The organism is Rhizobium changzhiense, from assembly GCF_013087625.1.
GTDB lineage: Bacteria > Pseudomonadota > Alphaproteobacteria > Rhizobiales > Rhizobiaceae > Rhizobium > Rhizobium sophorae.
Genome location: NZ_JABFCQ010000001.1, coordinates 234,547 through 259,822, shown reverse-complemented (window position 1 = coordinate 259,822; position 25,276 = coordinate 234,547). Strand labels below are relative to the sequence as shown.

General features: G+C 61.6%; 26 protein-coding genes. 10 read left to right on the top strand and 16 right to left on the bottom strand.

Annotation, left to right across the window (positions count from 1 at the left end; translation table 11 throughout):
- Window positions 1-85: 85 nt before the first annotated feature.
- The 3 genes from G9X68_RS01300 to G9X68_RS01290 form a co-directional block, all read right to left on the bottom strand.
- On the bottom strand, window positions 86-1,969 hold the full coding sequence (locus G9X68_RS01300; protein WP_171600961.1) for an ABC-F family ATP-binding cassette domain-containing protein: 1,884 nt from the start codon (window positions 1,967-1,969) through the stop codon (window positions 86-88).
- A gap of 117 nt (window positions 1,970-2,086) precedes the next feature.
- Complete coding sequence (locus G9X68_RS01295) at window positions 2,087-3,136, bottom strand: GGDEF domain-containing protein (protein ID WP_171600960.1); 1,050 nt, start codon at window positions 3,134-3,136, stop codon at window positions 2,087-2,089.
- A gap of 198 nt (window positions 3,137-3,334) precedes the next feature.
- Complete coding sequence (locus G9X68_RS01290; RefSeq protein ID WP_171600959.1) at window positions 3,335-3,844, bottom strand: DinB family protein; 510 nt, start codon at window positions 3,842-3,844, stop codon at window positions 3,335-3,337.
- A gap of 140 nt (window positions 3,845-3,984) precedes the next feature.
- Here G9X68_RS01290 and G9X68_RS01285 point away from each other — a divergent pair, with 140 nt between their 5' ends.
- Together G9X68_RS01285 and ndk are read left to right on the top strand one after the other, a co-directional pair.
- A complete protein-coding gene (locus G9X68_RS01285; RefSeq protein WP_171600958.1) occupies window positions 3,985-4,674 on the top strand; it encodes a glutathione S-transferase family protein in 690 nt (229 codons plus the stop codon).
- An 81-nt stretch (window positions 4,675-4,755) separates the two neighbouring features.
- Window positions 4,756-5,178, top strand: coding sequence for a nucleoside-diphosphate kinase (ndk, locus tag G9X68_RS01280; RefSeq protein WP_004680549.1), 423 nt, complete (start codon window positions 4,756-4,758; stop codon window positions 5,176-5,178).
- Between the two features lie 84 nt (window positions 5,179-5,262).
- Here ndk and G9X68_RS01275 read toward each other — a convergent pair whose 3' ends face one another.
- Together G9X68_RS01275 and G9X68_RS01270 are read right to left on the bottom strand one after the other, a co-directional pair.
- Window positions 5,263-5,766 carry a hypothetical protein gene (locus tag G9X68_RS01275; protein ID WP_171600957.1) on the bottom strand — a complete coding sequence of 168 codons (504 nt, stop codon included), beginning with the start codon at window positions 5,764-5,766 and terminating at the stop codon, window positions 5,263-5,265.
- The gene (locus G9X68_RS01270; RefSeq protein ID WP_171600956.1) at window positions 5,763-6,308 is read right to left on the bottom strand and encodes a CGNR zinc finger domain-containing protein; all 546 of its coding nucleotides are present in this window, start codon (window positions 6,306-6,308) and stop codon (window positions 5,763-5,765) included. The genes G9X68_RS01275 and G9X68_RS01270 overlap by 4 nt, the downstream gene beginning before the upstream one ends.
- 65 nt (window positions 6,309-6,373) lie before the next feature.
- On the opposite strand from G9X68_RS01270, the gene G9X68_RS01265 reads away from it, so the two are divergent.
- On the top strand, window positions 6,374-7,270 hold the full coding sequence (locus G9X68_RS01265) for a branched-chain amino acid ABC transporter permease (RefSeq protein ID WP_171600955.1): 897 nt from the start codon (window positions 6,374-6,376) through the stop codon (window positions 7,268-7,270).
- 1 nt (window position 7,271) lies between these two features.
- Here G9X68_RS01265 and G9X68_RS01260 read toward each other — a convergent pair whose 3' ends face one another.
- The 5 genes from G9X68_RS01260 to G9X68_RS01240 form a co-directional block, all read right to left on the bottom strand.
- The gene (locus G9X68_RS01260) at window positions 7,272-7,733 is read right to left on the bottom strand and encodes a molybdenum cofactor biosynthesis protein MoaE (protein WP_171600954.1); all 462 of its coding nucleotides are present in this window, start codon (window positions 7,731-7,733) and stop codon (window positions 7,272-7,274) included.
- A 199-nt stretch (window positions 7,734-7,932) separates the two neighbouring features.
- Window positions 7,933-8,187 carry a molybdopterin converting factor subunit 1 gene (moaD, locus tag G9X68_RS01255; protein ID WP_168316275.1) on the bottom strand — a complete coding sequence of 85 codons (255 nt, stop codon included), beginning with the start codon at window positions 8,185-8,187 and terminating at the stop codon, window positions 7,933-7,935.
- Entirely contained in the window at window positions 8,184-8,774 is a 591-nt protein-coding gene (pgsA, locus tag G9X68_RS01250; RefSeq protein ID WP_003547103.1) for a CDP-diacylglycerol--glycerol-3-phosphate 3-phosphatidyltransferase, read from the bottom strand. Before pgsA ends, moaD begins: the two co-directional genes overlap by 4 nt.
- Before the next feature lie 192 nt (window positions 8,775-8,966).
- Window positions 8,967-11,009, bottom strand: a complete 2,043-nt coding sequence (gene uvrC, locus G9X68_RS01245) for an excinuclease ABC subunit UvrC (protein ID WP_171600953.1) — start codon at window positions 11,007-11,009, stop codon at window positions 8,967-8,969.
- Window positions 11,006-11,773, bottom strand: a complete 768-nt coding sequence (locus tag G9X68_RS01240) for an SDR family oxidoreductase (RefSeq protein ID WP_171600952.1) — start codon at window positions 11,771-11,773, stop codon at window positions 11,006-11,008. Before G9X68_RS01240 ends, uvrC begins: the two co-directional genes overlap by 4 nt.
- Window positions 11,774-12,137: 364 nt before the next feature.
- On the opposite strand from G9X68_RS01240, the gene G9X68_RS01235 reads away from it, so the two are divergent.
- Window positions 12,138-12,773, top strand: coding sequence for an outer membrane protein (locus G9X68_RS01235; RefSeq protein WP_171600951.1), 636 nt, complete (start codon window positions 12,138-12,140; stop codon window positions 12,771-12,773).
- A gap of 85 nt (window positions 12,774-12,858) precedes the next feature.
- On the opposite strand, the gene G9X68_RS01230 is transcribed toward G9X68_RS01235, so the two are convergent.
- Both G9X68_RS01230 and G9X68_RS01225 read right to left on the bottom strand, forming a co-directional pair.
- Window positions 12,859-13,455, bottom strand: coding sequence for a glutathione S-transferase (locus G9X68_RS01230; protein WP_171600950.1), 597 nt, complete (start codon window positions 13,453-13,455; stop codon window positions 12,859-12,861).
- A 59-nt stretch (window positions 13,456-13,514) separates the two neighbouring features.
- Entirely contained in the window at window positions 13,515-14,384 is an 870-nt protein-coding gene (locus G9X68_RS01225) for a 23S rRNA (adenine(2030)-N(6))-methyltransferase RlmJ (RefSeq protein ID WP_168309823.1), read from the bottom strand.
- A 16-nt stretch (window positions 14,385-14,400) separates the two neighbouring features.
- On the opposite strand from G9X68_RS01225, the gene G9X68_RS01220 reads away from it, so the two are divergent.
- Together G9X68_RS01220 and G9X68_RS01215 are read left to right on the top strand one after the other, a co-directional pair.
- Window positions 14,401-16,605, top strand: a complete 2,205-nt coding sequence (locus G9X68_RS01220) for a molybdopterin-containing oxidoreductase family protein (RefSeq protein ID WP_171600949.1) — start codon at window positions 14,401-14,403, stop codon at window positions 16,603-16,605.
- On the top strand, window positions 16,602-17,192 hold the full coding sequence (locus tag G9X68_RS01215) for an NUDIX domain-containing protein (RefSeq protein ID WP_171600948.1): 591 nt from the start codon (window positions 16,602-16,604) through the stop codon (window positions 17,190-17,192). Before G9X68_RS01220 ends, G9X68_RS01215 begins: the two co-directional genes overlap by 4 nt.
- Here the strand turns inward: G9X68_RS01215 and G9X68_RS01210 are convergent.
- Window positions 17,189-17,593, bottom strand: a complete 405-nt coding sequence (locus tag G9X68_RS01210; RefSeq protein WP_171600947.1) for a type II toxin-antitoxin system VapC family toxin — start codon at window positions 17,591-17,593, stop codon at window positions 17,189-17,191. The two genes, G9X68_RS01215 and G9X68_RS01210, sit on opposite strands and share 4 nt — an antisense overlap.
- Window positions 17,593-17,832 (bottom strand): type II toxin-antitoxin system Phd/YefM family antitoxin, encoded by a 240-nt coding sequence (locus G9X68_RS01205; protein ID WP_171600946.1) that lies wholly within the window; start codon window positions 17,830-17,832, stop codon window positions 17,593-17,595. Before G9X68_RS01205 ends, G9X68_RS01210 begins: the two co-directional genes overlap by 1 nt.
- A 181-nt stretch (window positions 17,833-18,013) precedes the next feature.
- On the opposite strand from G9X68_RS01205, the gene G9X68_RS01200 reads away from it, so the two are divergent.
- Window positions 18,014-19,183, top strand: coding sequence for an alpha-D-ribose 1-methylphosphonate 5-triphosphate diphosphatase (locus G9X68_RS01200; RefSeq protein WP_171600945.1), 1,170 nt, complete (start codon window positions 18,014-18,016; stop codon window positions 19,181-19,183).
- Here G9X68_RS01200 and purN read toward each other — a convergent pair.
- Together purN and purM are read right to left on the bottom strand one after the other, a co-directional pair.
- Complete coding sequence (gene purN, locus G9X68_RS01195; protein WP_171600944.1) at window positions 19,180-19,851, bottom strand: phosphoribosylglycinamide formyltransferase; 672 nt, start codon at window positions 19,849-19,851, stop codon at window positions 19,180-19,182. The genes G9X68_RS01200 and purN overlap by 4 nt on opposite strands.
- Entirely contained in the window at window positions 19,848-20,921 is a 1,074-nt protein-coding gene (gene purM / locus G9X68_RS01190) for a phosphoribosylformylglycinamidine cyclo-ligase (protein WP_171600943.1), read from the bottom strand. Before purM ends, purN begins: the two co-directional genes overlap by 4 nt.
- 245 nt (window positions 20,922-21,166) lie before the next feature.
- Here purM and G9X68_RS01185 point away from each other — a divergent pair, with 245 nt between their 5' ends.
- The 3 genes from G9X68_RS01185 (at window position 21,167) to G9X68_RS01175 (ending at window position 25,268) form a co-directional block, all read left to right on the top strand.
- Window positions 21,167-22,291, top strand: a complete 1,125-nt coding sequence (locus G9X68_RS01185; protein WP_171600942.1) for an AI-2E family transporter — start codon at window positions 21,167-21,169, stop codon at window positions 22,289-22,291.
- Entirely contained in the window at window positions 22,284-22,997 is a 714-nt protein-coding gene (gene hdaA, locus G9X68_RS01180; protein WP_018241492.1) for a DnaA regulatory inactivator HdaA, read from the top strand. Before G9X68_RS01185 ends, hdaA begins: the two co-directional genes overlap by 8 nt.
- Window positions 22,998-23,063: 66 nt before the next feature.
- The gene (locus G9X68_RS01175) at window positions 23,064-25,268 is read left to right on the top strand and encodes an RNA degradosome polyphosphate kinase (protein WP_171600941.1); all 2,205 of its coding nucleotides are present in this window, start codon (window positions 23,064-23,066) and stop codon (window positions 25,266-25,268) included.
- The last annotated feature ends 8 nt before the right edge of the window (window positions 25,269-25,276 follow it).

Below are 25,276 nucleotides of genomic sequence, written 5' to 3'. Positions count from 1 at the left end.
GCCTTAGCGGATCGTCACGAAGTCGGCCGAGGCGACGACGGTGTTGGGCACATCGGTCTTCTTGAACTTCAGCGTCACCCTGTGGCTAACCCGCCATCGCTTCTTCGTATTCGGCAGACAGCATCAGCCAGTCTTCCTCGGCGGCAGCCAATTTCGCCGCAGCTTCGCCGCGCTGCTTTGCCTTCTCGGCCGCCTTGGCGGGCGTCTTTTCATAAAGGGCCGGATCCGCAAGTTCCGCGTCAAGCGCCTGAATCTGTTTCTCCAGCTTCGCCGTCAAGGATTCGATTTCGTTGATCTTTTTCCTGAGCGGCGTCAGCGAGGCGCGACGTTCGGCATTGAGCTTGCGCTGGTCGGCCTTCGACGTCGCGTCTTCAGCTAGCTGCGGCTTTTCTTCTTTTTTTTTACCGGATGTGACGATGAGGTCGCGATATTCATCCATATCGCCTTCGAAGGTCGTCACCGTGCCGCCATTGACCAGCCACAACCGATCGACCGTCGCCTCGATCAGGTGACGATCATGCGAAATCAGGATGACGGCGCCTTCGTAGTCGTTCAGCGCCTCGATCAGCGCACGGCGGCTGTCGATGTCGAGGTGGTTGGTCGGCTCATCGAGGATCAGCAGGTTGGGTGCATGGAAGGCGGCAAGCCCCATCAGCAACCGGGCTTTTTCGCCGCCGGAGAGATCTTTGGCGGCCGTCGCCATCTTCTCGGTCGCAAGCCCCATCTGGGCGACGCGGGCGCGCACCTTGGCTTCCGGCGCGCCGGGCATCAGCCGGCGCACATGCTCCACCGGCGATTGCTCGGGAATGAGGTCGTCGAGCTGGTGCTGCGCGAAGAAGCCGATCTTCAGGCTCGGCGCGAGCTTCACTTCGCCGCTCTCAGGCGCAAGCCGGCCGGAGATGAACTTGGCGAAGGTCGATTTGCCGTTGCCGTTCGAGCCAAGCAGGGCGATGCGGTCGTCATTGTCGATACGCAGATTGAGGTTCTTGAGGATCGGATTGCCGGGCTCGTAGCCGACGGCGCCGCTCTGGATCGCGACGATCGGCGAGGCCGGCTGCTTTTCCGGCTCGGGAAAAGTGATCGGCTGTACGTGGTCCTCGATCACCGCCGCAACCGTTCCCATGCGCTCGAGCGCCTTGACGCGCGATTGTGCCTGCCGGGCCTTGGAAGCCTTGGCCTTGAAGCGATCGATGAAGCCCTGTAGATGTTTGCGTGCCGCGTCGTTCTTGGCCTTGGCCTTCGTCTGCAGCTCGTCGGCCTCAGCCTTTTGTCGCTCGAACTGGTCATATCCGCCGCGATAGAAGGTGAGCTTCTTCTGGTCGAGATGGACGATCGCATTGACCGCGTTGTTCAACAGGTCGCGATCGTGGCTGATGATGATGACAGTGTGCGGATAGCGCCTGACATAATCTTCCAGCCACAGCGTGCCTTCGAGGTCGAGATAGTTGGTTGGCTCGTCGAGCAGGAGCAGGTCCGGCTCGGAAAACAGCACGGCGGCAAGGGCGACGCGCATGCGCCAGCCGCCGGAAAAGGAGGAGGCGGGGCGGGCTTGCGCTTCCTTGTCGAAGCCGAGGCCGGCAAGAATGCTCGCCGCGCGCGCTTCGGCCGAATGCGCGTCGATATCGACAAGGCGCATCTGGATTTCGGCGATGCGATGCGGATCGGTTGCCGTTTCCGCCTCGGCAACGAGGGCGGTGCGTTCCTTATCCGCGGCAAGCACGATTTCGATCAGGGCGTCTTCGGTTGCCGGTGCCTCCTGCGCCACCTGGCCGATGCGTGCGGCCTTGGGGATAGACACCGTTCCGCTCTCCGAGCCAAGATCGCCGGTGATGACGCGAAAAAGCGTGGACTTGCCGGCGCCGTTGCGCCCGACGAGCCCGGCCTTCGTGCCTGAAGGCAGCGAAACGCTGGCATTGTCGAGAAGCAGGCGCCCGGCGATGCGGGCGGAAATATCGGTGAGCGTGATCATGGCCGGCGTTTTGGCCGAAAGCGCTCGCCAAGGCAAGAGCGCTTATCCCCGCGCCAAGCTTGCTTGTGCGCTGACAAGCTTGCTTGTCCCCGGGACAAGCGTGCTTTGTCCGCCGCCTCAGCGGCCGAAAGCCTGCACCGGTTGCCGGGGGTTCGACTGCGCGGCGAGAAGCGCCACGCGGGCATTGGCCTGCAATTGTCCCGGCGTTGCCGCATCGGTGCTGAGCGCCACGCCGATCGAGATGGTGAGCCTGCCGGGATCGGCTTTGTCGGATGTCGCAAAGACCAGATTGTCTTCGACGGAGGCGCGCAGGCGCTCGGCAATCGTCATCGCATCCTGCATGCCGACATTGGAAAACAACAGGGCGAATTCGTCAGCCTCTGTGCGGGCGACGAAATCGTTTTTCTTGACCGACTTGCTGAACAGGCCGGCGAGCTTCTTCAGGAGCTTATTGCCAGCCTGGGTGCCGTATTTGTCGTTGAGATCGGTGAAATTGTCGATATCGACCATGATCAGCGCGCTACCGGCGGCACCTTCTTCACGCGCGTAGAGATCGGCCATCGTCCGGTTCAGCGCGATGCGGTTCGGAAGCCCGGTGATCCTGTCGGCGATCGCCGCCGATTGCATCGCCGAAATGCCGCGCTCTAGCGTTTCCAGCGTCTTGATATCGTCCTGCAGCTTCGCGCCGATTTCCATCTCCGCTGCAAGAACGGTCGAAAGCGAGGCAGTGAGATAGTCGATCTCGCTGAGGAAGGCGGCAAGGCTCTGATCGTCATGGCCGGAAACGGATTTCAGGATAGTGCCGCAGGCGCGCGCAAAGGCATTCTTGTGCTTCAGCCCTTCGGCAAGCCTTTCCGCCACGTCGCGCAGCATCCGGCTCGCCTCGTTTCGGGATGTCTCGCCCGCCAGCCCGCAATGGCCGACGAGGCGGTATTTCAGGCCGAGTTCGTCGAGCATCGGCTGTTGTGGCTGGGACCCGAGTGCGGCGATATCCTGCGCAAGGCCGGCATTGAGCCCGACGATCGCCTCGTGAAAGAGTTCGTAATTGCGCGGCAGCGCGGCGACGTTCAGGCGCGCCATGTGCTGGGCGATCTTCTGAATATTCGCCATCGGCGCGGCGCGCAGCGCCTCGCGCGGCACCAATGCGTTTGCGCTTGCATTCTGCATAACGATCCCTCGCGACCCGGCCTCATCTCTCACATCCGCTATGCCAGCAAGCTTTTAAGAGAGGCTGAATTTTCAACGGGAAGCCCGGGATTGGCGGGTGGAACTGGCAAAGGCGGTTAATTCAGTCTTGATGGCCGGAACATGATACCGAAAATTGTGAGTGGTCATCATATTTTAGCTTTTAACTTAGATCGGGCCTCACATCCATTCGCGGCCCTCGCTGCGCAGGAAGTATATGAGATCCAGTGTGAGGCTCGGCTTGCCGAGCGCCGTCAGCGTCATGTGGCACTGGCCGCGATGATGGGTCTGGTGGTTGAAGAAATGCGCGAGCGCCGATGCCAGCGGCTGGGTGATCTCGGCCGGCTTTACCACCGTGACATAGGTGAAGTTGGCAGCAAGCGTTGCCTCGTCCAGCATGCCCGTCCAGGCAATGATCCGCTCGTCCTCTGCCTTGCGGGCGGCGGCTAGCGTGTCCAACTCTTCGAAGAGCACGGCATCGAGTGTCGTCGGCGCTTCGCCGGTGCCGGTGAAGCGCTTCATCCATATCCGGTCGGCGACGAGCAGATGATTGAGCGTGCGATGCAGCGAGCCGAAGAAAGCGCCGCGGTCGCTGCGGAAGTCTGCATCGCTGAGTTCGGCTGCGGCCGTATAAACTTGCGTGTTGGCCCAGCGATTATAGGCGGCAAACATCCTGTAATGTCTGAGCATTCCGTCCCTCCCGGATTGGTCGCGGCAGTCTAGCCCGTTTTCCCCGCAAATCGCAGTGATGTGCCCATGAAATTTCCTGATTTGATCGCCGGCGCTTTCTGTCGTGGAATGGATGGAGCCGTGATCTCGAAAGGACTGTCATGACCAGAGCCCTCTATTCCCTCTGCGGTGCCGACGAGCGGCGCTTCTTTTCGCCCCATTGCTGGAAGGCGGTGATGGCGCTGGCGCATAAGGGGCTCGATTTCGAGGAGATTCCGACCACATACGCCCGCATCCGCGCGATCGGCGGTGGCGTCTCGTCGACCGTGCCGGTGCTCGACGACAACGGCCGGCTGATCCCCGACAGTTTCGACATCGCCCTTTATCTGGAGGAGGCCTATCCTGAGCGACCGTCACTGTTCAACGGCGAGGGCGGCAAGGCGCTGTCCCGGATGGTGGAAGGTTATTCGCAGATGATCGTCCATCCGGCGATCATGCGCATCGCCCTTCTCGACATTCATGCGAACCTCGACGAGGGAGATAAGGCCTATTTCCGCGAAAGTCGGGAGGTTCGTCTGGGCAAGCCGCTGGAAGTGGTTGCCGCCGACAGCGAGGCGGAGAAGGCTTCCTTCGGCGCCAAGCTGGAGCCGCTCCGCCACATGTTGAAATTCCAGCCCTTCATCGGCGGGCAGACACCGCTCTTTGCCGACTATATCGTCTTCGGCGCGCTGCAATGGCTGCGTGTGTCCGCCGGTCTTGCCATGCTGGCCGCCGCCGATCCCGTCATGGCCTGGTTCGAACGCTGCCTCGATCTTCACCAAAGCCGCGGCAGGACTGTGACAGCGGCGTGAAATTGCCGCCTACCTCTTGTTTTCGGGCGTTGGGGCGGGTAAAGACCGCCCACTTTTCCCGAGAAAACAGAGGATTTGACTATGGCGATTGAACGCACCTTCTCGATGATCAAGCCGGACGCAACGAAGCGCAACCTGACGGGCGCCATCACCAAGATGCTCGAAGATGCCGGCCTGCGCGTCGTCGCTTCCAAGCGCGTCTGGATGAGCCGTCGCGAAGCCGAAGGCTTCTACGCCGTTCACAAGGACCGTCCCTTCTTCGGCGAACTGGTGGAAGGCATGACCTCCGGCCCGACCGTCGTCCAGGTGCTGGAAGGCGAAGGCGCGATCCTCAAGAACCGCGAGATCATGGGCGCGACCAACCCGGCAAACGCTGACGAAGGCACGATCCGCAAGGTTCATGCGCTGTCGATCGGCGAAAATTCCGTTCACGGCTCGGATGCTCCTGAAACGGCTGCCCAGGAAATCAAGTACTGGTTTTCCGATACCGAAATCGTCGGCTGAGGCCACGCTTCGGCATTTGCCGGCAATGCCTTGAATTGACTCTCGAAAGCCGGGGCCTTGCCCCGGCTTTTTCCATGTATTTCTCTATGTCGGGCATTTGTCGGTATTCGAGAAATCGACACTGCCGTCAGGCTTGAAGACCTCCGGGTTCTTTTCATAGAGCGCACCAACGACGAGCGGCTTGCTCGGCAAGACGGTCTGGTCGAGGTCGGAGCGGAACTCAGTCTTCAACTCCTGAAGCACCTTGCCATCCTTGTCCACCAGCCGGACACTGACGGAATAGGGACGGTCCTTGCGCACGCAGTGCAGGTTCTCGCTCTGCAGCGAGATCTTGTCGTCGATCGGGTAGATCTTCTGGTTCAGCACCAGCGGATCGCCACCTTCAGGATTTTCGAATTCGGCGATGATGACCGAACCGTCGGGTATAGGCCCTGTCTTCTTCAGCGTCAGCAGATAGGTGGCGCTCGCCACCCGATAGTTGAAGACGAAGAGATGGCCGGTGACCTCGACCAGGTTTTCCGCCTGACGCTGGCAGGCTGAAAGCAGAAGGCCGGTTGCGGCCGCCGCTGCGATCAGGTGTTTCTTCATGGCGTCTCCTCCTTCTTGCGGCGATAGTACCGGTTGGCCTTGGCGCGGTTGCCGCAGACCGCCATGTCGCACCAGGCCCGGCTCCTGTTCTTGCTGCGGTCGATGAACAGCCAGCCGCAATTGCCGCAGATCTTCATGCGCTCTGGATCGGGCATGACGATCAGCCGCAGCGTCGAATGGGCAGTTGCCGCGGCCAGGCTGTCGGGGCCGGCGTCGCGCAATGTCTTCGCCAGCGCTCCCAGCAGCTTGGCCAGCAATTGGTCGTGGCCGCCATTCAGTATACGCTCGCGGAAATAGAGGTCGATCGTTTCCCGTAGCGCGATGAAATCCGCCTCGTGTTCCGCCGCCACCGGCGCGATGTCGCCGAAGAGGGCGCGCTCGGCGCAGAATTCGGCGGCGGCGCGCGGAAAGCTCCGCATCTGGTCCCTGACCGCGAAGCGGTCGATCCGCCGCGTCGCATCGTGGCGCAGAACCACGCTGTTGACGACATCGAGCGCCAGTGCGCCGCCGGCAAAGCGGTGAGAGGTCCAGGAAAAGCTCATGGTGAAATTATAACTGGTGAAATAGGTTTTACCAGTTATAATTTTGGTGACGCGGAGTGTCTGGAATGGCTTATCTTCTGCAGCAACTGGCGAATGCGGTTCCGCTGGCCGCCCTCTATGCCGCGCTTGCCTTCGGTTATGCCGTAGCCTTCGGCGTGACGAAGCGGGCCGACATCACCTATGGGGCGATCTTTGCCTTCGCGGGCCAGATCCTGCTGCTCTTCACCGAACTCGCCTATGTCAGGTTTTGGCTGGTGCTGCCGGCGGCGCTTGCCGTCGGCGCCTCCGCTTCGATCGTCTATTCGCTGGCGGCGGGCCTATGGATCGGCCGTTCGATCATGCTGCCGCTGGTCAACAAATCGCCGAATACGGTCATCGTCGCTGCCCTCGGCATCATGATCGTACTGATGGAAACGGCCAGGCTTGCTGCCAATACCCGCGCCATCTGGTTGCCGCCATTCCTGAACGACACGGTCGTCTTCTGGAGCGACGGCCCGTTCAAGGTGACGCTCACCCATATCCAGCTGATCGACACCGCACTGATGTGTGCCATTGTCGGGGTGGGTACGCTGATCCTCAGACGCACGGCCTGGGGCCGCGTCTGGCGCGCCGTCACCGATGATCCGGTGGCAGCCGAACTCTGCGGCACCAGCGCCGACCGCGTCTTTCTGGTCGCCTATGGGGCCGCAGCCCTCGTCGCCACGATCTGCGGCATCCTCGCGACCTTCTATTACGGCTCGATGGATTTCGGCGCCGGTCTGATGTTCGGGCTGAAGGTGCTGCTGATCGCAGCCGTCGGCGGCTATTCCGATCCGCTGCGCTCGGCAGGCGGCGCTGCCGGGCTCGCCATCGTCGAAACCCTATGGGGCGCCTACGGCCCCTTCGTCTGGCGGGATCTGGTCGTCTTCTCGCTGCTCGTCCTGCTCTTGGTCATGAGCCGCAGGGAGCGTGTCGTTCTCTAACTTATTTCCACTTGTCGCGGGCTGCGTCGTCGGCGTCCTTCGCCGAGACCCAGTCGCCGGTGGCGCCATCCCTGCCGTGCTCCTTCTTCCAGAAGGGGGCTGCAGTTTTCAGGAAATCCATGACGAAATTGGCGCCGTCGAACGCCGCCTGCCGGTGCGGCGCGGCTGCGACGACGAGCACGATATTCTCGCCGGCTGCGATCTTTCCGTAGCGGTGGATGGCGGTCAGCCCGAGAAGCCCGAAACGGGCGATGGCGAGATCGCCGATGCGCCGCATCTCCGCTTCCGCCATGCCGGGATAATGCTCGAGTTCGAGAGCCGCCAGCGTGCCGCCCTCATCGCGGCAGAGGCCGGAAAAGGTGACGACGGCGCCGATGCCGGGTTTGCCCTTGGAGAGCAGATCGACCTCGGCCTGCAGGTCGAAATCCTCATGCTGGACGCGGATGGTGGGGGTGATGGTCAATGCGACCTCCCCCTTCTCCCCAGCGGGGAGAAGATGTCCGAAGGACAGATGAGGGGGGTGAGCGGCGAAGGCCGCGAACGCACTGAGCGCAAGCGAAGGGCAGCCCCAGTGGCAGCGGCCCCCTCATCCGACCCTTCGGGCCACCTTCTCCCCGCTGGGGAGAAGGGAGAGGAATATGCCGCGCCCGACCTCATCCCAATCATCCCCCCGTCATCGGCGGAAATATCCCGATCTCTTTCGCCCCTGATATCGGCTCGTCATGCTCAACATGCTCCATGTCGAGCGCCACGCGGATCACGTCGGGATATTGAAGTGCGGTCTCATATTCTTCGCCCAGCGTCTTCAAATGATTCAACAGATCGTCAACGGTGACGACGGAGGAGGGGAGGTCGATCTCCTCCTCGCCCTTGCCGATGCGCTCGCGCACCCAGGCAAAATAGACAAGCCGCGTCATTCTTCGTCATCCACGATATGTTTCACCCCGGCGCGGAAATAGTCGTAGCCGGTATAGATGGTCAGCAGCGCCGCGATCCACAGCAGCGCGATGCCGGTCTGCGTCGTATAGGGGAAAATCTCGTCGCCGGCCGGGCCGGCGAGCAGGAAGGCGATGGCGACGAGCTGCAGCGTCGTCTTCCACTTGGCAATCCGCGTCACCGGTACGCTGACCTTCAGCGCCGCCAGATATTCGCGCAGTCCCGACACCAGGATCTCGCGGCAGAGAATGGTGATCGCCGCCCAGATCGACCAGCCGGCGATGGTCTGGTCGGCCGCGACCAGGAGAAGGATCGAGGCGACCAGCAGCTTGTCGGCGATCGGATCGAGCATACGGCCGATATTCGACGTCTGGTTCCAGATGCGCGCGAGATAACCGTCGAGGAAATCGGTGAGCGAGGCGATGACGAAGATCCACAGCGCCACCCAACGCGCCGTATTGCTGATCGACAGCCTGCCCTCGATGAAGAAGCAGAGAACGATCAGCGGTACGGCGAGGATACGGCCGTAGGTCAGAAGATTGGGAATGCTGTACGCACGCGATGCCATGGGATCGTTTCTCTGAATTGATGCGCTGCTACAGCGCCGCGCTGCTTTTCAGACGCGCAAAGGACCCTGTAACACTTTAGACCCTCCGCATCATGCTCGGGCCGATGCGGTAGATGACGGCTTTGGCTACGGACCGTCAATATTCTTTCTGTCTTTTCACCGCCTTTGCGTGGAATTTGCGACGGACGCCGGTTATTTGGCGGCGTCGTCGTGGAAATGATTGTAGACCTGCCTGGCGACGGCTTCCGATATGCCTTCCACCGCCATCAGGTCGGACAGGGCGGCGCGCGAAACCGCCTTCGCAGTGCCGAAATGCTGGAGCAACGCGCGTTTGCGCGATGGGCCGATGCCGCCGATCTCGTCGAGCGGGTTCTTGATCATTTCCTTCTTGCGCCGTGCCCGGTGCGAGCCGATCGCGAAACGGTGCGCCTCGTCGCGCATGCGCTGGATGAAATAGAGCACCGGATCACGCGGCGGCAGGGTGAAGCTCTCGCGTCCCGGCTGGAAGAAGCGTTCGCGCCCGGCGTCGCGGTCGACGCCCTTGGCGATGCCGATCGCCGTCACGCTGTCGGTGATGCCGAGTTCGGCAAGGATGGCACGCACCGCCGTCATCTGCCCCTGGCCACCGTCGATGAGGATCACATCGGGCCATGTCGGGAAGGGCATGTCGGCTGCATCGGGCGTGGCCACCTGCGCCGTCCGGTCAGGAATGCCTTCCTCCTTGATCAGCCGGGAGAACCGCCGCGTCATCACCTCCTTCATCATGCCGAAGTCGTCGCCAGGCGAGATGTCGGTCGATTTGATATTGAACTTGCGATACTGGTTCTTGACGAAACCTTCCGGCCCCGCGACCACCATGCCGCCGACGGCATTGGTGCCCATGATATGCGAGTTGTCGTAGATCTCGATGCGCTGCGGTGCATAGGCAAGCCCGAACGTCTCCTTGAAACCCTCGAGCAGCCGCGACTGCGACGCCGTTTCGGCAAGCTTTCGTCCATGCGCCTCGCGTGCATTGCCGACGACATGGTCGACCAGATCCCGCTTCTCGCCGCGCTGCGGCACGAGGATGGAAACCTTGTGGCCGGCCTTTTCGCTGAGTGCTGCGGCGAGCAGTTCCAGCTCCTCCACCGTCTGCGACAGCATGATCTGCTTCGGCACCGGCTTGTCGTCGTAGAACTGCGCGAGGAAGGAATTCAGCACTTCGGCGCTGGAAAGCTGTGGATCGGCCTTCGGGAAATAGGCGCGATTACCCCAGTTCTGGCCGGTGCGGAAGAAGAACACCTGGATGCAGGAGATGCCGCCCTCGTGATGGATGGCGAAAACGTCAGCCTCCTCGACGCCGGCCGGATTGATGCCCTGATGGCTCTGCACATGCGACAACGCCGCCAGGCGATCGCGATAGATCGCCGCCCGCTCGAAGTCGAGGTCCTCGGCGGCCTGGTTCATCGCTTCGGCCATATGCGACTTCACCTTCTGGCTCTTGCCGGACAGGAAGTCCTTCGCCTCCTGCACCAGTTCGCCGTACCCCTCATCGCTGACCTCGTGGGTGCACGGACCGGAACAGCGCTTGATCTGGTAGAGCAGGCAGGGTCGGGTGCGCGTTTCGAAGACGCTGTCGGTGCAGGTTCGAATCAGGAAGGCGCGCTGCAGCGAATTGATCGTCCGCCCGACCGCGCCGGCCGAAGCGAAGGGTCCGAAATAGTCGCCTTTTCGCGCTCTCGCACCGCGATGCTTGAAGATCGCCGGCGCCCGGTGGTCGCCGGTGATGAGGATATAAGGAAAGGACTTGTCGTCGCGCAAAAGCACATTAAAGCGCGGCCGCAAGCGCTTGATCAGATTCGCTTCCAACAGCAGCGCTTCGGTTTCCGTGCGCGTCGTCACGAATTCCATGTTCGCCGTCTGGCGCACCATCTGGGCGATGCGGTTGGAATGCACGCGGCCGACGGCGTAATTGTTGACGCGCTTCTTCAGGCTGCGCGCCTTGCCGACATAGAGCACGTCGCCCTCGGCATTGAACATGCGGTAGACGCCGGGGCTGTTCGGCAGCCGCTTGACGAATTCGCCGATCAATTCCGCGCCGATGAGCCCGGTTTCATTGAGGCTGCCCGCATTCCAGTCGACCGTCGCCGCAAGCGGGGCGGCGGCGGAAACGTCGCCTTCCACTTCGATATCGTCTTCGCTCTCATCCGTGTCGTCGTAGAGAACGCCGCCATCCGGCAGCTTTCGTCCGTTCATTCCGTAATCTCCGCCACATCGGGCGTCTGCCAGGCGAGGTGCTGGCCGCCGTCGAGGGCAATCATCTGGCCGGTGATCGAGGGAGTGTCGTAAAGGAAGCGAATCGTTTGTCCGAATTCCTCCAGCGCCGGCCCTCGCTGCAAGATAAGGGCTGAGACCTGCGCTTGGAAGTCCTCCATCGCCTGCCGCTCGCTCGGCATCGAGGGGCCGGGGCCGATGGCATTGACGCGGATGCGTGGCGCCAATGCCTGTGCAAGCGTCTGTGTCGCCGTCCACAGCGCGGATTTGGAGAGGGTATACGAATAGAAGCTGGGCCTCAGCGCCCAAACCCGCTGGTCGATGATATTGACGATCAGCCCTGCTGCCTCAGCGGGCATCTGCTGCGCGAAGGCCGCCGCAAGGATAGAGGGCGCACGGACATGCAGGTCGAAGTGCAATGCCCAGGTGGCGGCATTGAAACTACGCGCTGAATCATGCTGGAAGACCGACGCATTATTGACGAGCAGATCGAGCGGCCCGAGCGCTTCCGACGCCTTCGCGACCAACGCGCCCGTTTCGCCGAGATCGCTAAGGTCGGCCTGCAGGGCGACCGCCCCATGTCCCTTCCGCCGCAATTCCGCCACCAACTCTTCGGCCTCACCGATAGAGCCGTTCGCGTGGATCGCAACGGAAAAGCCATTTGCAGCAAGGTCTTCGGCGATTGCCCGGCCTATTCTTTTAGCAGCCCCTGTTATAAGGGCCGAGCGAAGTCTTTTGTGCTTCAAAATCTTGCCTTCTGATCCCGCGAGTCTGTCTGCAGACTATATAGGGGCCGACGGAGATTATATAAATAGGCCGTTGCGGTTGCGTCCAGAAGCCGATATTCTATGTATTATTTAAGAATGCGATTTCTTAAAATAAGTATTTTCAGTTTAACGCTTCAGTAGGGTTAATGAAGTGTATGTTGCGCCAAAGCAACATCGAATTTCGGCCATGCGGCAGCCACAATGATATCACAATTTGGCTCTTTCAAATCCGCATTTGAGTTCCAATTTCAGTCTCGATCCGGAAGGGACATCTGGCAATATCCCGCCAATGCTTCACTGATAGACAGATGACAAGCGGCGCGGGACTGAAAGGAGACTAAGTATGCGTGTACTCATTGCTGGCCTCATGGCCTCCGTTTTTGCAATTGCGGGCGTCTCGGCAGCTCAGGCGGCCGATGCCGTCGACCAGGTTCCGGAAGCACCGGTCGCCCAGGACGCACCAGTCAAGCCGGCAGGCAACTGGGAAGGCTTTTACCTCGGCGGCGCCGGCACCTACAACATGGGTGACTTCGGTTCCGACCGTCACACCTACGGTTTCGGCGGCCAGGTCTTCACCGGCTACAACTGGCAGGCCGGCCAAATCGTTTACGGCGTTGAATCCGATCTTGGCTACAGCGGCGACGACGTCACCTCTGGCGGCGTCGAGAACAAGTATGGCTGGAACGGCTCCGTCCGTGGCCGCGTCGGCTACGACATGAACCCCTTCCTGCTCTACGGCACGGCCGGTCTTGCCATCGGCGACGTCAAGGTTTCCGACGACACCTCGGACGAAAGCAAGACTAACTTCGGCTATACGGTCGGCGCCGGCGTCGAAGCGTTCGTGACGAACAACATCACGACGCGCCTGGAATATCGCTACACCGACTACCAGAGCAAGGATTACGACCTCGACTCCGGCAGCTTCTCGCGCGGTTACGACGAGAACAGCGTCAAGCTCGGTATCGGCGTCAAGTTCTAAGCTGGTTGAATATCCTGACATGGAAAAGCCGGGCACCTCGCCCGGCTTTTTGCTGTCCGCTCGTTGCTCCAGGCGCTGAGCCCGCTCAGCCTTCGGTCTTGAGCTCGCTATGGGCAGGGAATTTCTTGTCGAACTGCCGCAGCCAGTCGATGAGCGGCGCATGATCGGCTTCCCACTGGTCCTTGAAGCGCAGCTCGAGATAATCGAGCGTCGCGGCCAGCGCGAAATGTCCGCCATTGAGCTTCTTGCCCGTTTTCGGCGGATTGGCGCTGAGATGAGCGAGCCCGCTCGTTGCCTTCTTCCACTGCCGGTCTATCCACGGCTGATGGACCTTTTCCTCGTCGCGGAAGCGCCGCTCGTAGACGATCGCCAGCAGGCAGTCGCAGATGCCGTCGCAGAGCGCCTCGAGGATTTCCGCATCCGTGCGTTTGCCCTTCTTGGAGGGGTAGAGCCGGCCCTTCGTCAGCCGGTCGAAATAATGCATGATCGCCACGCTGTCATATATCGAGACCCCGTCATCGGTCAGCAGCGTCGGGATCTTGCCGAGCGGATTGTTGTCCACCAGGATCGCCGGTCCGGTATTGGTGTCGACCCGGATGGCGTTCAACTCCAGCCCCAGAAAATGCGCGGCCATCCGCACCTTGTTGGAATAGGGCGAGGCGGGCGAACAAAGGAGCTTCATGGGACACCTGATGAGATTTTGGACTGCGGCGCGGACTATTCCGCAAGCAGCTTAAGTGGTCAATCGTCCTTGACCGCCTTGTTCTCGCCGCGCAGCCAGAAGGCGCGGTGCGAGGCGAAACGGTCTTGCGCCAGATGGTCCTTCAATGCGGGCAGCAATTGGTGTAGCTCGTCCTTCAGCGTGAAGGGCGGGTTGACGATGACGAGGCCTGAGCCGGTCAGTCCGGTAATGCCGCGGTCGCTGCGAACGGCAAGTTCGGCGCAGAGCATTTTCGGGATGTCGAGCGCCTGCAGCCTCTCGTGGAATTCCTTGATCGGCGCGCCCTTCTTCAGCGGATACCACAGGCAATAGGTACCACCGGGAAAGCGCCGATAGGCCTTTTCCAGCCCCTCGGCCAGCCGCTGATATTCGTCCTCTTCCTCGAAGGGCGGATCGACGAGCACGATGCCGCGCTTCTCCTTCGGCGGCAGATGCGCGCCGAGCGCCAGCCAGCCGTCAAGCTCGGTGATGCGGGCATGGTGATCGCCCTCGAACAGCCGGTGCAGCCTGACGTAATCCTCGGGATGCAGTTCCATCGCCGACAGCCGGTCTTGCGGCCGGAACAGCATGCGCGCAAGTTTCGGCGATCCGGGATAGAAGCGGATGCCGCCCTCAGGATTGAGTTCGCGGATTGCCGAAAGGTAGGGCTCCAGCAGTTCGGAAACCTGAGGACCGAGGTCTGCCTCCATCAGCTTGCCGATGCCATCGAGCCATTCGCCGGTTTTCTGCGCTTCTTCTAAGGAGAGGTCATAGAGGCCGATGCCGGCATGCGTGTCGAGCACGCGGAACCCGCCATCCTTTTTCTGCATGTAACGGATCAGCCGCGTCAGCACGACATGTTTCAGCACATCGGCAAAGTTGCCCGCGTGATAGATGTGGCGGTAGTTCATTTTTGCTGATGTCCGTATGAATTCGCGTCATGGGGAATTTTTGTGGCTTTTGGCCGTGCAAGCCTTGGAATATACAAATGCCATGAACATTGCGACCCCCATCCACGCCAAATCAGAAAAGCCGGACAACAGGGTGGGCCACACGGCCTGTCCGCATGACTGTCCCTCCACCTGCGCGCTGGAGGTCGAGATATCGGAGGATGGTCGCATCGGCCGTGTGCGCGGCGCGAACGACCATTCCTACACGTCGGGCGTCATTTGCGCCAAAGTCGCCCGCTACGCCGAGCGGCTCTACCATCCCGATCGCCTGATGCATCCGTTGCGTCGCACCGGCACCAAGGGGGGAGGGCAGTGGCAGCAGATTTCCTGGGACGATGCGCTGGATGAGATCGCCGAAGCCTTTGTGAAGTCCGAGGCAAGGGACGGCAGCGAGGCGATCTGGCCGTATTTTTACGCGGGCACCATGGGCTGGGTGCAGCGCGATTCGATCGATCGCCTGCGTCACGCCAAGCGTTACTCCGGCTTTTTCTCGTCGATCTGCACCAACCCCGCCTGGACCGGCTTTACCATGGCGACCGGCACATTGCGCGGCCCCGATCCGCGCGAGATGGGCCGCACCGATTGCGTCGTCATCTGGGGCACCAACGCGGTCTCGACGCAGGTCAATGTGATGACCCACGCCATCAAGTCGCGCAAGGAGCGCGGCGCGAAGATCGTCGTCATCGACATCTACGACAATCCGACGATGAAGCAGGCCGACATGGCGCTGATCGTCAGGCCGGGTACCGACGCCGCACTCGCTTGCGCCGTTATGCACATCGCCTTCCGCGACGGTTACGCCGACCGCGAATATATGGCGAGATATGCCGATGATCCCGCCGGTCTCGAGGCGCATCTGAAGACGAAGACGCCGCAATGGGCCGCCGCTATCACCGGCCTTTCGGTCGAGGAGATCGAAGCCTTCGCCAGCCTCGTCGGCACGACGAAGAAGACCTTCTTCCGCCTGGGTTATGGCTTCACCCGCCAGCGCAACGGCGCAGTCGCCATGCATGCGGCCGCCTCGATCGCCACCGTTCTCGGTTCCTGGCAGTATGAAGGCGGCGGCGCCTTCCATTCAAACAGCGACATCTTCCGCATGAATAGTGCCGAACTGACCGGCCGGTCGATGAAGGATGCCGATATCCGCATGCTCGATCAGTCGCAGATCGGCCGCGTCCTGACTGGCGATGCCGTGGCGCTGCGCCATCGCGGCCCGGTGACGGCTATGCTGATCCAAAACACCAATCCTGCGAACATCGCCCCCGAACAGCGCCTCGTCAAACGAGGCTTCGCCCGCGACGATCTCTTCGTTGCCGTGCACGAGCAGTTCATGACCGAAACGGCCGAGGTCGCCGATATCGTCATCCCGGCGACGATGTTCGTCGAGCATGACGACATCTATCGCGCCGGCGGCCAGAACCATATCCTGCTGGGGCCGAAGCTGGTCGAGCCGCCGCCGAGCGTGCGCACCAATCTCTTCGTCATCGAGGAACTGGCCAAACGCCTCGGCGTCGCCGATCGCCCCGGCTTCGGCTTCACCGCCCGCGAAATGGTCGACCGCATCCTCGATTCGAGCGGCCTGCCGGATTACGACCATTTCCTCGAACATAAATGGTTCGATCGCCAGCCTGCTTTCGAGGAAGCGCATTACCTGAACGGCTTTGCCCATCCGGATGGCAAGTTCCATTTCCGCCCGGACTGGATCAATCAGCCGGCGCCGAACAAGCCGCCGGCCGCGATCGGCGCACTCGGTCCGCACGCTGCGCTACCGGCCTTCCCCGATCAGGTCGATGTCATCGAAGTCGCCGATCCAGAGCATCCCTTCCGCCTCGCCACGTCGCCAGCGCGCCACTTCCTGAATTCGAGCTTCTCCGAGACCAAGACCTCTCGCCAGAAAGAAGGCCGCCCTGAAGTGATGATCAACCCGGCCGATGCCGAAGCCAACGGCATCGCCCACGGCGATCTCGTCCGCATCGGCAACAGCCGCGGCGATCTGCGCATTCACGCCCGCATCACTACCGAAGTGAAAGCAGGCGTGCTGATTGCCGAGGGGCTTTGGCCGAACAAGGCGCATGTCGACGGCGAGGGCATCAACGTCTTGACCGGCGCCGACCCCGTCGCGCCCTATGGCGGGGCGGCCGTGCACGACAACAAGGTCTGGCTTCGCAGGGACGCAGCATGATGCAGCCGAAATCACGCGTGAAGATCGCCGGCGAGGAAACCCTGTCGAATGGGTGGACGCGGCTGAGCAGCTATCTCCTCGACTATATCGACCGCAAGGGCGCAACCCAGCGGTTGAAGCGGGAGGTCTACCACCGCACGCCTGCCGCCTGCATCCTGCTTTATGATCCCAGGCGCGACCTCGTCGTTCTCGTCCGCCAGTTCCGCCTCGCCGTTCATCTCAACGGCGATCCCGCCTGGATGATCGAGGTGCCGGCCGGCCTTCTCGACGACGACCATCCCGAAGCGGCTATCCGTCGCGAGGCGATAGAGGAGACCGGCTATCGCCTGCGCGATGCGCGCTTCCTGTTCAAATCCTATACTTCTCCGGGTGCCGTCACCGAGGTCGTGCATTTCTTCGCAGCCCTCATCGACACCGCCGATCGCGTCGCCGAAGGCGGTGGTCTGGACGAGGAGCACGAGGATATCGAAGTCCTCGAAATCCCGCTCGACGAGGCTGCGGCGATGATCGAAACCGGCGAAATCTTCGACGTCAAAACGATCGTGCTTCTGCAATGGGCGCTGTTGAACAGGGGAACGCTTTCCTAACCTCGGGCGAAGGCAAGATTTTCCGCTGATGCGGCACGTTCCAGTTTGGCGTCCAGCGTCGCAAGCGATACGTTCTCTGCGACCGCAAGTGCCAGATAAGCGGCGTCATAGGCCGATAGCTGATATTTTCCGGCCAGTCGCAAGATCGGAAGATGGTCATCGCTTGCGACAGTGCGCAGCGGCAGGCTGGTGAGGCGCATGAGGCAAGCGAGCACATCCTCGTTGGAGATGCGTTTCCGCCGTTCCGCGGTCAACAGGATGTTGCGTATCTCATGCCAGAAGAGATCGGGCACCAAGGCATCTTCCGTTTCGAGAAACGACAAGGCTTCTTCGGCAGTCCGGCTTTCCTCATCGGCCAGCAACCAAGCCGCCGCAACCGAAGCATCGACCACGAATGGCATCAGCGCTGGCCTTCGCGCCGCCATGCGTGAATTTCAGCCGCGGTCGCTCCGGCGCGTTCTACCCGTTCGCTGCGGAGTGCCCGGATGGCGTCGAGCCTCTGGCGACGGTCATCGATCTTGATCATGCGGGCGACCGCCTTGTTGCCGCGTGATATCACCACATCTTCGCCTGCTTCCACCTTGGTCAGAAGCTCCGAGAGATGCGTTTTTGCCTCTGCCACTTTCACTTTGATCGTCATAGCCACCGTCCACTTCTCTCTCCAATGTAATGTCGCGCCAAAACTTGGTCAACTGATTGGTCATGTATGGCAAAGCAAGAACGGACAGAGTAAGAAGTTTGGAAGTTCTTCATGCAGTTGTCACGAAGCAGTTCTATGCGCTGCGGTTTATCAATCATCGGATGCGGTCAGGAGAAAGCCCATGTGGCTCAGCAATTTCACCCTCGTTCTCCCAAACGAGGTGGTGAGGGAAGGTGCCGTGCGTGTTGAGGATGGCGTCATCGCCGAGATCAGGCCGGAGCCGGTCGCGGGTGCTGTTATCGACGGCGGCGGACGGCTTCTGATGCCCGGATTCGTCGATCTGCATGGCGACATGATCGAGCGCGAGATCGCCCCTCGGCCGAATGCGCATATGCCGATCGATTTCGGCATCCACGAACTCGACAAGAAGCTTGCCGCTGCCGGTGTCACCACGGCGTTTGCCGCCGTCTCCTTTGCGACCGAAAGCGTCTACGGCCACGTCCGCTCGCTGGAGACGACATCCGCGGTGATCGAAGGCATCAACCGCCTGCGTGACGATCTGCTGATCGACCACCGCGTCCATGCCCGCTACGAAATCACCAATGTCGGTGCAGCCGCGGCACTCGAGCGCCTGCTGAATGCCGATCAGATCGACATGGTTTCGCTCACCGACCACACGCCGGGCCAGGGCCAGTACAACAACCTGCAGAGCTACATCCTCAGCATTTCCGAGCGCCGTGCCATCTCCGAGGACATGGCGGCGGAGATCGTTGCCAAGCGCATCGCCATGCGCAACAATCCCGACATCGAAGCCAAGCTGAAAGAAATTGTCGCGCTGTCGCTGAAGCACAAGCTGTCGCTTGCCTCGCACGACGACGACAGCGTCGAAAAGGTCGCAGAGATGCACGATCTCGGCGTCACCATCAGCGAGTTTCCGGTCACCGCACCCGCCGCAGAAGAGGCGCGCCGCCGTGGCCTCTGGACGCTGATGGGCGCGCCGAACGCGCTGCGCGGCCAGTCGATGTCAGGCAATCTCAGCGCGCTCGATGCTGCAAGGGCAGGCATGCTGAGCGTCATCGCCGCCGACTATCATCCGGCTGCCTTCGTGCCCGGCATCTTCAAGCTTGCCGACATGGTGGAAGGCGGCTTGCCGGCAGCCGTTGCCATGGCGACCGGCAACGCGGCCCGATCCGCCGGGCTTCTGGACCGCGGCGAGATCGCCATCGGCCAGCGCGCCGATCTTGTCGTGGTCGAGCCGGGCGATATCAACCGCATCCGCGCCACCTTCCGCGCCGGCCGCTTCGTCTACAGCGACGGCACGCTGCATCCGTTGCGGGCTTTGGCGGCTTAAGCGCGGTCGCCGATCAGCGAAATCAGCTGGCCTTTGGGCGCGACAATCGAAGCCTCAGCGCCCACCGCCTTGCCGCCTTCCATCGTCACACGGCCTTCGGCAAAAAGCCGCAGCGCTTGTGGGTAGATCTGGTGCTCCACGGTGAGCACACGCGCGGCAAGGCTTTCGGCCGTGTCGCCGGAAAGAACCGGTACGGCCGCCTGGCCGATCACCGGCCCCTCATCCATGCCTTCGGTGACGAAATGCACCGTGCAGCCGGCGATCCGCATGCCGGCGTCGATCGCCCGCTGATGCGTATGCAGGCCGGGAAACAGCGGCAGCAGGGAAGGGTGGATGTTGAGCATCCGGCCCTCGTAACGCTGGATGAAGGTCGGTGTCAGCAGTCGCATATAGCCTGCCAGGCAGAGAATGTCGGGCGAAAGCTCATCGAGCGCCGAAAAGATCGCCGCTTCATGCGCGTCCTTGCTGGCATAGTCCTTACGGGGAAAGGCGAAGGTGGCGATGCCTTCGGCGGCGGCCTTGGCAAGCCCGCCGGCATCCGCCTTGTCGGAGATGACGCCGACGATCTCGGCCGGATAGTCGGTTGCCTTTGCCGCCGCAACCAGCGCCATCATGTTGGAGCCGCTGCCTGATATGAAGACGACGGCGCGTTTGCGCGGCGAGCTCATATGGCAAGCGTGCCCTTGTAGACCGTGCCGGCAGTGCCCTCGTCGCGGGCGATCATGCGGCCGAGCGTGATAACCGTCTCGCCCTCGGCTTCGAGTGCGGCGGAAACCGCCGCAACATTCTCACCGGCGACGACGGCGATCATGCCGACGCCACAGTTGAAGGTGCGCAGCATTTCCTTGGATTCGACGCCACCCGTCTTGGCGAGCCATGAAAACACCGGCGGCACCTTGACGGCGGCAAGATCGATCTCGGCCGCCAGATGCTTCGGCAGCACGCGCGGAATATTTTCCGGGAAGCCGCCGCCGGTGATGTGCGCCAGCGCCTTGATGGCGCCGGTCTCGCGGATCGCCTTCAAAATCGGCTTCACATAGATACGCGTCGGCTCGAGCAGGGCTTCGCCGAGCTTCTTGTCTTCGGTGAACGGCGCCGGCGCATCCCAATCGAGGCCGGACAATTCGACGATCTTGCGCACCAGCGAGAAACCGTTGGAATGGACGCCGGAGGAGGCAAGGCCGAGGATCACGTCACCCTCGGCAATATCGCCTGACGGCAGGAGCTTGCCGCGTTCGGCAGCACCGACGGCAAAGCCCGCGAGATCGTAATCTCCGGAGGAATACATGCCGGGCATTTCGGCCGTCTCGCCGCCGATCAGCGCGCAGCCCGCCTCGCGGCAGCCGGCGGCAATGCCGCCGACGATAGCCGCGCCCTGGTCGGGGTCGAGCTTGCCGGTCGCGAAATAATCGAGGAAGAACAGCGGCTCGGCGCCCTGTACCACGAGATCGTTGACGCACATGGCGACGAGGTCGATGCCGACGGTGTCGTGATAGTCGGCATCGATCGCGATCTTCAGCTTGGTGCCGACGCCGTCGTTGGCGGCGACGAGAACCGGATCGGTAAAGCCCGCCGCCTTGAGGTCGAAAAGTCCACCGAAGCCGCCGATCTCGCCGTCGGCGCCGGGACGGCGGGTCGAGCGCACCGCCGGCTTGATCTTCTCGACGAGGAGGTTGCCGGCATCGATGTCGACGCCCGCATCGCTATATGTCAGGCCGTTTTTCCCAGACTGGCTCATGCTGGTCTCCGATGGCTATTTCAGGCGGCAAACGTGCCGCGTCATCTGCCGGTCGCAATTGCATGACAGGGGCTTTTATGCAAGCGTTGCATGGCGAAAGCCCCCAATTTCCCGCTTCTTCTTCCGGCCTTTCCGGGATTTGGCGCGACAGGGTTGACCATCTTTGCACCTGCATCCTATGTGCTCAATGGCCGCTTCGGATCGGATGCGGCATCAGGCAGCGGCGAGCGATCAGCGGGGAAGCAATGCCACAGCAAGTCAGCGGCAACAGTCTCAAGCGCCAGATCTTCTTCTGGCTGGCGGTGCTCGTCTTCTTCATCGTCTTTCTCTATATCTTCAGCTCGATCCTGCTGCCCTTCGTGGCCGGCATGGCGATCGCCTATTTCCTCGATCCGGTGGCAGACCGGCTACAGCGGCTGGGCCTGAGCCGCATGATGGCGACGATCGTCATCCTGATTGCCTTCATCATCATCTTCACACTGGCGCTGATGATCCTCATCCCCGTGCTCGTCAGCCAGTTCAACGATTTCGCCGAGCGGCTGCCCGGTTATATCAGCCAGTTGCAGCAGTTCATCGACAATTCGAAGAACTCGCTGCTGCCGGAATGGATCAGGAGCCAGGCCGGTACGATCAAGGACAATTTCTCCGGCATCCTCTCCGAAGGCATGGGCTTTCTGACTGGTCTTTTCGCGCAGATCTGGAATTCCGGCAAGGCGATCGTCGACGTCATATCGCTGCTCGTCGTCACCCCCGTCGTCGCCTTCTATATTCTGCTCGATTGGGATCGCATGGTCTCCAAGGTCGATCAGTGGATCCCGCGCGATTATGTCAGCGATGTCCGCCAGATCGCCAGGGAAATCGACCAGGCGATCGCCGGTTTCATCCGCGGCCAGGGCTCGCTCTGCCTGATCCTCGGCATCTATTATGCCGCCGGCCTCTCTCTCGTCGGCCTGAATTTCGGCCTGCTGATCGGCCTCTTCGCGGGCATGATCAGCTTCATTCCCTATGTCGGCTCGCTGGTCGGTCTCGTTTTGTCCGTCGGCGTGGCGCTCGTGCAGTTCTGGCCGGATTATCCCTGGATCGGCCTCGTGCTCGTCGTCTTCTTCAGCGGCCAGTTCCTGGAAGGCAATATCTTGCAGCCGAAGCTCGTCGGCTCCAGCGTCGGCCTGCATCCGGTCTGGCTGATGTTTGCGCTGTTTGCCTTCGGCGCGCTCTTCGGTTTTGTCGGTCTTCTGGTTGCCGTGCCGGCTGCCGCCGCCGTCGGCGTCCTTGTCCGTTTCGCGCTTTCACGCTACCTTCAGAGCGATCTTTATTTTGGCGGGGCGCCGAGCGCCCGCGCTCGGAAGACGAAATCAGTTCCCAATGAATGACGTGAAGAACGCTGATCCGAAGCGCAAGGCCGGAGAGCAGCTGCCGCTGGTCTTTTCGCACGATGCCGCAAGCGGGCGCGACGACCTCCTGATCTCGGAGCGTCTCGCTGCCGCCGTTTCGATCGTCGATGCCTGGCCGGCATGGCCGTCGCCGGTCGTCGTGCTCGCCGGCCCCGTCGGCTCGGGAAAATCGCATCTCGCCCGCATCTGGCGGGAATTGAGCGGCGCCGTCGACATCCATCCCGAGCTTGGCTCGGATGCTGCGGTTGCCGCCGCCGCCGGACCGGTGCTGTTCGAGGACGCCGACCGCCTCGGCTTCGACGATAATGCGCTGTTCCACGTCATCAACAGCGTGCGCGAAAACGGCACCAGCCTGTTGATCACCAGCCGTCTCTGGCCAATGTCGTGGCCGGTTTTGCTGCCGGATCTTCGCTCGCGCCTGAAAGCGGCGACCGTCGTCGAGATCGGCGAACCCGATGAGGCGCTGCTGTCGCAGGTGATCGTCAAGCTCTTTGCCGACCGGCAGCTTTATATAGATGACAAACTCGTGCTCTATATCGTTAACCGGATGGAGCGGTCGCTGAACGCGGCCCAGACAATCGTCGAAAGGCTTGACCGGCTGGCCCTGTCGCGGGGCACGAAAATCACCCGGTCTCTTGCTGCCGAAGTATTGAATGAATTGGGAAATTCGGAACCAGCCGATTGACTGTCACAGTTCCGTCGTGAAACTGATATAATTGCCTTCGGCGATTGAAAACGGGGTAAGCGGACCATGGATAGCGCAGTCGCAGAACATCAGGAACTCACTCCGGAAACCAACGACAACACCCCCTCGCTGGAAGAGCTGCTCAAGAGCCCCGAGCGCTTCATCAACCGAGAATTCTCCTGGCTGCAGTTCAACCGCCGTGTCCTGGAAGAGACGCTGAATACCGAGCACCCGTTGCTCGAGCGCGTCCGCTTCCTGTCGATCTCGGCCGCCAACCTCGACGAGTTCTTCATGGTGCGCGTCGCCGGCCTCGAGGGCCAGGTACGCCAGAATATCGCTATCCGCAGCCCGGACGGCAAGACGCCGGCAGAGCAGCTCGATTCGATTCTGCAGGAGATCGACCATCTGCAGATGGAGCAGCAGGCCTCGCTCGCCGTGCTGCAACAATATCTCGCCAAGGAAGACATCCTGATCGTGCGCCCCGGCGCCTTGAGCGAGGGCGACCGCCAGTGGCTGGCCGCCGAATTCGAACAGGCGATCTTCCCGGTGCTGACGCCGCTGTCGATCGATCCCGCCCATCCGTTCCCCTTCATTCCGAATCTCGGCTTCTCGATCGGTCTGCAGCTCGTGAGCAAGAACGGTCGCGAGCCGATGACGGCGCTGCTGCGCCTGCCGGTGGCGCTCGACCGCTTCGTCCGCCTGCCGGATGAGGGAAGCACAATCCGCTACATCACGCTGGAAGATGTCGCCAACATCTTCATCCATCGGCTCTACCCGGGTTACGAGGTGCAGGGCTCCGGTACGTTCCGCGTCATCCGCGACAGCGATATCGAAGTCGAGGAAGAGGCCGAGGATCTCGTCCGCTTCTTCGAAACGGCGCTGAAACGCCGCCGCCGCGGCAAGGTCATCCGCATCGAGACCGATTCGGAAATGCCAGCGTCGCTGCGCCAATTCGTGGTTCAGGCGCTCAATATCCCCGACAATCGCGTCGCCGTTCTGCCGGGCCTTTTGGCGCTGAACACCCTGTCCGAGATCACCAAGGCGCCGCGCGACGATCTCAGGTTTCTTCCCTACAATGCGCGATTTCCCGAGCGCGTCCGCGAACATGCCGGCGACTGCTTCGCCGCCATCCGCGAAAAGGACATGGTCGTCCATCACCCCTACGAATCTTTCGACGTGGTGGTCCAGTTTCTTCTCCAGGCTGCGCGCGATCCTGACGTCCTGGCGATAAAGCAGACGCTTTACCGCACCTCCAACGACAGCCCGATCGTTCGTGCGCTGATCGATGCCGCCGAAGCCGGCAAGTCGGTGACGGCGCTGGTCGAGCTCAAGGCCCGCTTCGACGAAGAGGCGAACATCCGCTGGGCGCGCGACCTCGAACGCGCCGGCGTCCAGGTCGTCTTCGGCTTCATCGAGCTCAAGACCCACGCCAAGATGTCGCTGGTCGTCCGTCGCGAGGATGGCAAACTGCGCACCTATTGCCATCTCGGCACCGGCAACTATCACCCGATCACCGCGAAGATTTATACCGATCTCTCCTACTTCACCTGCAATCCGGTCATCGCCCACGACATGGCGAACATCTTCAACTTCATCACCGGCTACGGCGAGCCGGAACAGGGCATGCAGCTCGCAATCTCGCCCTATACGATGCGCTCGCGCATCCTGCGTCACATCGAGGAAGAGGTCCAGCATGCCAGGAACGGCGCGCCGGCGGCGATCTGGATGAAGATGAATTCGCTTGTCGATCCCGACATCATCGACGCGCTCTATCGCGCCAGCCATGCCGGCGTCGAGATCGATCTCGTCGTGCGCGGCATTTGCTGCCTGCGTCCGCAGGTGCCCGGCCTTTCGGAAAAGATCCGCGTCAAGTCGATCGTCGGTCGTTTCCTCGAGCACAGCCGCATCTTCTGCTTCGGCAACGGCCACGGCCTGCCGTCCGACAAGGCGCTGGTTTACATCGGCTCGGCCGACATGATGCCGAGAAACCTCGATCGCCGCGTCGAAACCATGGTTCCGTTGACGAATCCGACCGTTCACGAGCAGGTCTTGTCACAGATTATGCTCGGCAACGTGATTGACAATCAACAAAGCTACGAGATATTGCCCGACGGTACGTCGCGTCGCATGGAAGTGCGCAGGGGCGAAGAACCGTTCAATGCGCAGCAGTATTTCATGACCAATCCGAGCCTGTCAGGCCGTGGTGAAGCTCTGAAGTCCAGTGCGCCGAAGCTGATCGCCGGCCTGCTCGAAGGTCGCAACAACAAGTAATACTGGAC